Source organism: Pseudomonas sp. UBA6276 (genome assembly GCF_002438365.1).
Classification (GTDB): domain Bacteria; phylum Pseudomonadota; class Gammaproteobacteria; order Pseudomonadales; family Pseudomonadaceae; genus Aquipseudomonas; species Aquipseudomonas coleopterorum.
The window spans coordinates 1-8,695 of the sequence record NZ_DJUS01000140.1; the positions used below are offsets into that span (position 1 = coordinate 1).

Genomic DNA, 8,695 nt, shown 5'->3' on the forward strand with positions numbered 1-8,695 from the left:
GACCAGCTCCAGCCGGCTGACGTCCTCGTTCTGCCAGCGCATGTCGGGGTAATCCATGGACCCGGACACATCCACCGCCACCAGCAGGTCGCGACCGCTGGCGGCGATGGGCAGGGGATCACCCAGCCACTGCGGGCGTGCCGCGGCGATCAGCAGCAACAGCCACAGCAATACGTAGGGTGCCTGTTGCGGCCAGGTCGGCAGGCTGATCCGTGCACGGCGACCGGCCAGCCCTTCGAGTTCATCGAGAAAGCTGACCTTGAGCGCCGCCTCGCCGCTGTCGGCTGGCGGCAACAGCACGCGCAGCAGCCAGGGCAGCGGCAGCAGGGCGAAGACCCACAGCCAGGCAAACTCAAACATGCTTGCGTATCCAGGTTTCGACTGACTGCTGCAGGCCGGCGATGGCCTTGTCGTCAAGCTTGCATTCGGGTTTGTAGACCCCTTCCACCAGCACCATCCAGCGCGTGAGGCCGGCGGCGGGGCAGCGGTTGTCGAGAAATGCCAGCCACTGGCGGCCATTGAGCACATGGCTGTTGGCGTTCGGGTAATGGTTGCGGCACAGGCGCTTGAGCAGCCCGTTGATCTGCTGCAACCAGGCGCCTGCGGGGGCGCCGTCGTAGGGTCTGGGCAGGCGGGCCAGCTCTTCCAGCGCGCCTTGGCGCACAGGATCCAGAGGTTGCTCGGCTGCAACAGGCAGCACGACCTTGCGCCGCCAGCTGTGACGCCAGTGCCAGCCGGCCCATGCCAGCGTCGGCAGGAGCACCGCGAGCAGCCACCAGCCGGGCGCCGGTGGCCAGAGGCCGATCGGCGGCGGCGCGATCAAGGGCTGCAGTTGCTCGAGCGTGCTCATTTGAGTTTGCCCGGCCGTTGCGGATTGAGGTACTCACGCAGTTGCTCGATCATTTCGCTTTGAGTGCTCAAAGGCATCAGCAGCACGCGCAGTTTCTGCGCCAGGCGTTCCCACCGAGCGATGCGTGCCTCGCTCAGGGCGCGATAGGCCAGGCGCATGTCCGGATTCAGTGTATCGATGTCCATCTGCCTGCCGCGCTGGGCGAAACGCAACAGCCCGGCGGCCGGCAGCGCATGGTCGAGCGGGTCGGAGACTGGCAGCAATAGCAGGTCGCAGTGACGCGAGAGCAAACTGAGCTGCTGTTCGGCGCCATCGGTGAGCGCCCGTTCGTCACAGATGACGATGGCCAAACTGCCAGGGCGCAGCACCTCCCGTGCCCGGCGCAGGGCCATGCCCAGCGCGTCCTTCTCCGGCAACGCTTCGGTGTGCAGTGATTGATTCACATGGACCAGGCGGTTGAGCAGCTGCAGCAGGCTCTGCTTGCTGCGCCGGGGCTTGATTTCATAGTGCTCGCCATCGCCGAACACCAGCCCACCGACCCGGTCGTTATGCCCCAGCGCCGCCCAGCCGATCAGAGCGGCCGCCTGGGCCGCGAGTACCGACTTGAACATCTGGCCGGAGCCGAAGAACAACCGTCGGCTCTGTTCGACAAGAATGAAGATCGGCCGCTCGCGCTCCTCATGGAACAGCTTGGTGTGCGGCTCCTGGGTGCGTGCGGTGACGCGCCAGTCGATGCTGCGCACATCGTCGCCGGCCTGATAAACCCGCACCTGGTCGAAATCCACACCGCGTCCGCGCAGCTTGGAATGATGCAAGCCGATCAACGGGCTGCGCTGGGCCGGGGTGGAGAACAACTGCACCTCGCGCACCCGATGGCGCATTTCGATCAGCTCGGCCAGGCTGATGCGAATGCCAGGCTCTGGCCTCGGCTCCTGGCTCATGGGCTCAGGCGACGGCCACGACGTCGAGGATGCGCTGGATCACGCGATCCTGGTCGACACCGGCGGCTTCTGCCTCGAACGACAGGATGATGCGGTGGCGCAGGACGTCGAAGAGCACGGCCTGGATGTCTTCGGGGCTGACGAAGTCACGTCCTGCGAGCCAGGCGTGGGCCCGTGCGCAACGGTCCAGCGAGATGGACCCGCGCGGGCTGGCACCGTAGGCCAGCCACTCGCCGAGCTCGGCGTCGAACTTGCTCGGGGTGCGCGTCGCCATGACCAGTTGCACCAGGTATTCCTCCACCGCGTCGGCCATGTACAGCCCGAGGATTTCCTTGCGCGCGGCGAAAATCGCCTGCTGACTGACACGCCGCTCCGGCTTGGTTTCGCCATTGAGCGCCTCGCCCCGGGCCTGCTGCAGAATGCGCCGTTCCACGGCTGCATCCGGAAAGCCGATCTTGACGTGCATCAGGAACCGGTCCAGCTGTGCCTCGGGCAGGGGATAGGTGCCTTCCTGTTCGATCGGGTTCTGCGTGGCCATCACCAGAAACAAGGGCGAGAGGTCGTAGGTGCTGCGCCCGACACTCACCTGGCGCTCGGCCATGGCTTCGAGCAGCGCCGACTGGACCTTGGCCGGCGCCCGGTTGATCTCGTCGGCGAGCACCAGGTTATGAAAGATCGGACCCTGCTGGAACACGAAGCTGCCGGTTTCGGGCCGATAGATCTCGGTGCCGGTGATGTCGGCGGGCAGCAGGTCCGGAGTGAACTGGATGCGATGGAACTGCGCTTCGACGCCCTCGGCCAGTTCCTTGATCGCTTTGGTCTTGGCCAGCCCCGGCGCGCCCTCGACCAGCATGTGACCGTCTGCCAGCAGCACGATCAGCAGGCGCTCGACCAGTTTCTCCTGGCCAAGGATCTGCGTGGAAAGAAAGGTTCGCAGCGCGATCAGCGCTTCACGATGTTCCATCGTTGACGGTTCCTGAACAAGGGACCGAGTACGCGGGTGAGGGCGTCTTGGCCGGGGGCAGCTACTTTAATGCATTGGGGGGTGGGAGAGGAATCGGCGTGTTCGACCGGGCACCTCTGAGTCCCGTAGGAGCGGCCAGTGGCCGCGAACAAGCTTGCACGGCCACAGAGATCGGTTGGGTCGGCCGGCCATTTCGCGGCCACCGGCCGCTCCTACACGTATGCAGATATACAGGGCTGCGGAGAGCGAGGTCAGTTGATTTCCAATGTCCCGACACCCGCCAGCAAAATCCTCAACGTCTCCCCGATCTCCGCCAGTTCCGCCGCATCGCTGGCATGCTCGATTTCCAGCACATCATCGCCACCGAACACATCGGCATCTGCAGCGGCCACTTCCACCAGCAGGCGGCTGGCGCTCAGGGTCACCTTGAGGTCACGCAACAGGTAAGGCTCTTCGCCGAGGGTGATTTCCAGCTCTTCTTCGTCCGGAAAACGCGTCATCAGAAACATTTCCCCTTCGCTGCCATGGCAGCAGAGCAGGGCCATGTCGTCTTCTTCTTCGTCGCGAGGGTTGGCCATCAGCAGGGAGGCGGTCATGCGCATGCGGGAGGTCCCATTGTAGGAAAGTGGCGCGATTATAGCGGTAAAGCTGCAAGGTGGCTGGAACGCCCGTGCCAGCGGGCTCGTACGATAACTCCTGCATGACCGAATATGTCGCCGCACCGCAAGAGTGCATGCCGGGCTCTGGGTAAGCTAGGTCGTTGGACCTCTTGAATGTCGCCCTGCAGCGCCGGATTGGCTATGGTTGATCCGAACCGGGGTGACCTGCGACGCTTCACCCAATAACAAAGCCCAAGCGGAGTACCACAGATGGCGTTCTTCACCGCAGCCAGCAAAGCCGACTTCCAGCATCAACTGCAATCGGCCCTGGCTCAGCACATCAGCGAGCAGCAACTGCCACAAGTGGCGCTGTTCGCCGATCAGTTCTTCGGCATCATCTCGTTGGACGAACTCACCCAGCGCCGCCTCAGCGACCTGGCCGGCTGCACCCTGTCGGCGTGGCGCCTGCTGCAGCGTTTCGATCATGCCAAGCCGCAGGTGCGGGTCTACAACCCCGATTACGAACGTCACGGCTGGCAGTCCACCCACACCGCCGTCGAGGTGCTGCACCACGACCTGCCGTTCCTGGTGGACTCGGTGCGTACCGAGCTCAACCGCCGCGGCTACAGCATTCATACCCTGCAGACCACAGTGCTCAGTGTGCGCCGCGGCAGCCAGGGCGAGCTGCTCGAAGTGCTGGCCAAGGGTGCCCAGGGCGAAGACGTCCTGCATGAATCGCTGATGTACCTGGAAATCGACCGCTGCGCCAACGCCGCCGAACTCAACGTGCTCGCTCGCGAGCTGGAGCAGGTGCTGGGCGAGGTGCGCATTGCGGTGCAGGACTTCGAGCCGATGAAGGCCAAGGTCCGTGAAATGATCACCCTGGTGGAGCAGACCGCGTTCGCCAGCGACGAGCAGGAAAAGGCCGAGATCAAGGCCTTCCTCGAATGGTTGACCGACAACCACTTCACCTTTCTGGGCTACGAGGAATTCGTGGTCGATGCCGACGCCCAGGGCGGTCAGCTCAGCTACGACCCCGCGTCCTTCCTCGGCCTGACCCGGCTGCTGCGCGCCGGCCTGAGCAGCGAAGAACTGCACATCGAAGACTACGCCGTGCAATACCTGCACGAGCCGATGCTGCTGTCCTTCGCCAAGGCGGCCCATCCAAGCCGCGTGCATCGTCCGGCCTATCCGGACTACGTGTCGATCCGCCAGATCGATGCCGACGGCAAGGTGCTCAAGGAATGCCGCTTCATGGGCCTGTACACCTCGTCAGTGTATGGCGAGAGCGTGCGCGAGATCCCCTACATTCGCCGCAAGGTCGCCGAGATCGAACGCCGCTCCGGTTTCCATGCCAAGGCACACCTGGGCAAGGAACTGGCCCAGGTGGTCGAAGTGCTGCCGCGTGACGACCTGTTCCAGACGCCGATCGACGAGCTGTTCAGCACGGTCATGTCGATCGTGCAGATCCAGGAGCGCAACAAGATCCGCGTGTTCCTGCGCAAGGACCCCTACGGCCGTTTCTGCTACTGCCTGGCCTATGTGCCGCGCGACGTCTATTCCACCGAAGTGCGGCAGAAGATCCAGCAGGTGCTGATGGAGCGCCTCAAGGCCACGGACTGCGAGTTCTGGACGTTCTTCTCCGAGTCGGTGCTAGCGCGTGTGCAGTTGATCCTGCGTGTCGATCCGAAGAACCGCATCGACATCGACCCGCAGCAGCTGGAAAACGAAGTGATCCAGGCCTGCCGCTCGTGGCAGGACGACTACGCCAGCCTGACCATCGAAAGCTTCGGCGAGGCCGCCGGCACCAACGTGCTGGCCGATTTCCCGAAAGGCTTCCCGGCCGGTTTCCGCGAGCGCTTCGCGGCGCACTCGGCAGTGGTGGACATGCAGCACCTGCTGGCCCTGTCCGAAGCCCGCCCGCTGGTGATGAGCTTCTACCAGCCACTGGCGCAGAGCGGTGAACGCCAGCTGCACTGCAAGCTGTACCACGCCGACACGCCGCTGGCGCTCTCCGACGTCCTGCCGATCCTGGAGAACCTGGGCCTGCGCGTGCTCGGCGAGTTCCCGTACCGCCTGCGTCATCGCAGCGGCCGCGAGTACTGGATCCACGACTTCGCCTTCACCTACAGCGAAGGCTTGAATCTGGACATCCAGCAACTCAACGACACCCTGCAGGACGCCTTCGTCCATATCGTGCGCGGCGACGCCGAGAACGATGCGTTCAACCGGCTGGTGCTGACCGCAGGCCTGCCGTGGCGCGACGTTGCCCTGCTGCGTGCCTACGCGCGCTACCTCAAGCAGATTCGCCTGGGCTTCGATCTGGGCTACATCGCCAGCACCCTGAACAACCACACCGACATCGCCCGCGAACTGACGCGGTTGTTCAAGACCCGCTTCTACCTGGCACGCAAGCTGGCCGGCGACGACCTGGACGACAAGCAGCAGCGTCTGGAACAGGCGATTCTCACCGCCCTGGACGACGTTCAGGTGCTCAACGAAGACCGCATCCTGCGTCGCTACCTGGACCTGATCAAGGCCACCCTGCGCACCAACTTCTACCAGCCGGACAGCAATGGCCAGGTGAAGTCGTACTTCAGCTTCAAGTTCAACCCCAAGCTGATTCCCGAGTTGCCCAAGCCGGTGCCCAAGTTCGAGATCTTCGTCTACTCGCCACGGGTCGAGGGTGTTCACCTGCGCTTCGGCAACGTGGCCCGTGGTGGCCTGCGCTGGTCGGACCGCGAGGAAGACTTCCGCACCGAAGTGCTGGGCCTGGTCAAGGCGCAGCACGTGAAGAACTCGGTGATCGTGCCGGTGGGCGCAAAAGGCGGGTTCGTTCCGCGCCGCCTGCCCCTGGGCGGCAGCCGCGACGAGGTGCAGAACGAGGCGGTGGCCTGCTACCGCATCTTCATCTCCGGGCTGCTCGACATCACCGATAACCTCAAGGACGGCAGCGTCGTGCCGCCGGCCAACGTCGTGCGTCACGACGATGATGACCCGTACCTGGTGGTGGCTGCGGACAAGGGCACCGCGACCTTTTCCGACATCGCCAACGGCATCGCCATCGACTACGGTTTCTGGCTCGGCGACGCGTTCGCCTCGGGCGGCTCGGCAGGCTACGACCACAAGAAGATGGGCATCACCGCCAAGGGTGCCTGGGTGGGCGTGCAGCGGCATTTCCGCGAGCGCGGCATCAATGTGCAGAAAGACAGCATCACTGTCATCGGCATCGGCGACATGGCTGGTGACGTGTTCGGCAACGGCCTGCTGATGTCCGACAAGCTGCAACTGGTGGCGGCGTTCAACCACCTGCATATCTTCATCGACCCCAACCCGGAACCGGCCAGCAGCTTCGCCGAACGTCAGCGCCTGTACGACCTGCCGCGCTCGGCGTGGAGCGACTACGACACTTCGATCATGTCCGCCGGTGGCGGGATCTTCTCGCGCAGTGCCAAGAGCATCGCCATCAGTGCGCAGATGAAAGAGCGTTTCGACATCAAGGCCGACAAGCTGACCCCGACCGAACTGCTCAATGCGCTGCTCAAGGCACCGGTCGACCTGCTGTGGAACGGCGGTATCGGTACCTACGTCAAATCCAGCGACGAAAGCCATGCGGATGTGGGCGACAAGGCCAACGATGCGCTGCGCGTCAACGGCAACGAGCTGCGCTGCAAGGTGGTGGGCGAGGGCGGCAACCTGGGCATGACCCAACTGGGGCGTGTCGAGTTCGGCCTCAACGGCGGTGCCACCAACACCGACTTCATCGACAACGCGGCCGGGGTGGATTGCTCCGACCACGAGGTCAACATCAAGATCCTGCTCAACGAAGCCGTGCAGGCCGGCGACATGACCGAGAAGCAGCGCAATCTGCTCCTGGGCAGCATGACCGAGGAAGTCGGTCATCTGGTGCTGGGCAACAACTACAAGCAGACCCAGGCGTTGTCGCTGGCGGCGCGCAAGGCCTATGAGCGCCTGGCCGAGTACCGTCGTCTGATGGCCGACCTCGAGGCGCGTGGCAAGCTCGACCGGGCCATCGAATTCCTGCCGACCGAGGAGCAGCTCAACGAGCGCGTGGCGAACAAGCAGGGCCTGACCCGGGCCGAGCTGTCGGTGCTGATCTCCTACAGCAAGATCGACCTCAACGAAGCGCTGCTGGCCTCGCCGGTACCCGACGACGTCTACCTGACCCGCGACATGGAAACGGCGTTCCCGCCGTCGCTGGTCAGCAAATACGCCGAGGCCATGCGCAGCCACCGCCTCAAGCGCGAGATCGTCAGCACCCAGATCGCCAACGACCTGGTCAACAACATGGGCATCACCTTCGTCCAGCGTTTGAAGGAGTCCACGGGCATGACGCCGGCCAGCGTGGTCGGCGCCTACGCCATCGTGCGCGACATCTTCCACCTGCCGCACTGGTTCCGCCAGATCGAGGCGCTGGACTATCAGGTCTCCGCCGATGTGCAGTTGGCGTTGATGGACGAGCTGATGCGCCTGGGCCGTCGCGCCACCCGCTGGTTCCTGCGCAGCCGCCGCAACGAGCTGGACGCCGGTCGCGACGTGGCGCACTTCGGTCCGCATATCGCGGCCCTGGGTCTCAAGCTCGACGAACTGCTCGAGGGGCCGACCCGCGAGCGCTGGCAGGCCCGCTACCAGGGCTACGTCGAGTCAGGCGTGCCGGAATTGCTGGCGCGCATGGTCGCTGGCACCAGCCACCTGTACACGCTGCTGCCGATCATCGAGGCATCGGATGTAACCGGTCAGAATGCCGCCGAAGTGGCCAAGGCGTTCTTCGCCGTGGGCAGCAAGCTGGACCTGACCTGGTACCTGCAGCAGATCAGCAGCCTGCCGGTGGAGAACAACTGGCAGGCGCTGGCCCGCGAGGCTTTCCGCGACGACATCGACCTGCAGCAACGGGCGATCACCATCTCCGTGCTGAAGATGCAGGACGCACCTGGAGACGTCGAGGAGCGCCTGGATCTGTGGCTGGAACAGCATGAGGTGATGGTCAAGCGCTGGCGCGCCATGCTCGACGAGATCAAGGCGGCAACAGGGACCGATTACGCCATGTATGCGGTGGCGAATCGTGAGCTAATGGACCTGGCGTTGAGCGGGGGGGTGCAAGTCAGTTGAGGCCAGCGTTGATTTCTGCAGGTCCTTGTGGGAGCGGGCTTTGCCCGCGAAAGCGTCGGACCTGCTGACTGCGACATTTACCTCCACCCACAAAAAAACCCGTCAAATGACGGGTTTTTTTGTGCAGCTCATTTCAGCGTGGTATCAAGCCTGAACCACCGGAATGTTCGCGTTGGCCGCGGCATCGCGGAACTCGGCGATCTGGTCGAAG

General features: G+C 64.0%; 5 protein-coding genes and 1 pseudogene. 1 reads left to right on the plus strand and 5 read right to left on the minus strand.

The annotated features are described in order from the left end of the window. From B2V21_RS16545 to B2V21_RS16565, 5 genes and pseudogenes are all read right to left on the minus strand, one after another. A pseudogene (locus B2V21_RS16545) lies at positions 1–360 on the minus strand (BatB protein); the annotation flags it as partial. Beyond that, on the minus strand, positions 353–850 hold the full coding sequence (locus tag B2V21_RS16550) for a DUF4381 domain-containing protein (RefSeq protein ID WP_286917431.1): 498 nt from the start codon (positions 848–850) through the stop codon (positions 353–355). The pseudogene B2V21_RS16545 and the gene B2V21_RS16550, both read right to left, overlap by 8 nt. After that, positions 847–1,791: a DUF58 domain-containing protein gene (locus B2V21_RS16555; RefSeq protein ID WP_049861000.1), complete on the minus strand. Its 945-nt coding sequence runs from the start codon at positions 1,789–1,791 to the stop codon at positions 847–849. The genes B2V21_RS16550 and B2V21_RS16555 overlap by 4 nt, the downstream gene beginning before the upstream one ends. Before the next feature lie 4 nt (positions 1,792–1,795). Then, the gene (locus B2V21_RS16560; RefSeq protein WP_043187645.1) at positions 1,796–2,755 is read right to left on the minus strand and encodes an AAA family ATPase; all 960 of its coding nucleotides are present in this window, start codon (positions 2,753–2,755) and stop codon (positions 1,796–1,798) included. Positions 2,756–3,006: 251 nt separating this feature from the next. Next, positions 3,007–3,357 (minus strand): hypothetical protein, encoded by a 351-nt coding sequence (locus tag B2V21_RS16565; RefSeq protein WP_286917432.1) that lies wholly within the window; start codon positions 3,355–3,357, stop codon positions 3,007–3,009. Between the two features lie 267 nt (positions 3,358–3,624). Here B2V21_RS16565 and B2V21_RS16570 point away from each other — a divergent pair, with 267 nt between their 5' ends. Then, positions 3,625–8,484: an NAD-glutamate dehydrogenase gene (locus B2V21_RS16570; protein WP_286917433.1), complete on the plus strand. Its 4,860-nt coding sequence runs from the start codon at positions 3,625–3,627 to the stop codon at positions 8,482–8,484. Positions 8,485–8,695: the final 211 nt, after the last annotated feature.